We start from the raw sequence: 328 nt of genomic DNA, 5'->3' as shown, positions 1-328 counted from the left end.
AGCGAGCGAATTATAGTAGCGAAGTTCCTGATTCCACACTGCCAAGAAAAGCCTCTAGCGAGGAAAAAGGTGCCCGTACCGCAAACCGACACAGGTAGGCGAGGAGAGAATCCTAAGGTGAGCGAGAGAACTCTCGTTAAGGAACTCGGCAAAATGACCCCGTAACTTCGGGAGAAGGGGTGCTCTGGTAGGGTGCAAGCCCGAGAGAGCCGCAGTGAATAGGCCCAGGCGACTGTTTAGCAAAAACACAGGTCTCTGCGAAGCCGTAAGGCGAAGTATAGGGGCTGACGCCTGCCCGGTGCTGGAAGGTTAAGAGGAGTGCTTAGCG

The 328-nt window shown here is 54.9% G+C and carries 1 rRNA gene; it reads left to right on the top strand.

Annotation, left to right across the window (positions count from 1 at the left end):
- Nucleotides 1–328 (top strand): 23S ribosomal RNA (locus ACSQ2E_RS22830); the annotation flags it as partial.

This window comes from Rossellomorea sp. LjRoot5, from assembly GCF_964253455.1.
Classification (GTDB): domain Bacteria; phylum Bacillota; class Bacilli; order Bacillales; family Bacillaceae_B; genus Rossellomorea.
Note: the sequence above shows the minus strand (reverse complement) of the source record. Positions and strands in the feature narration are given on the sequence as shown.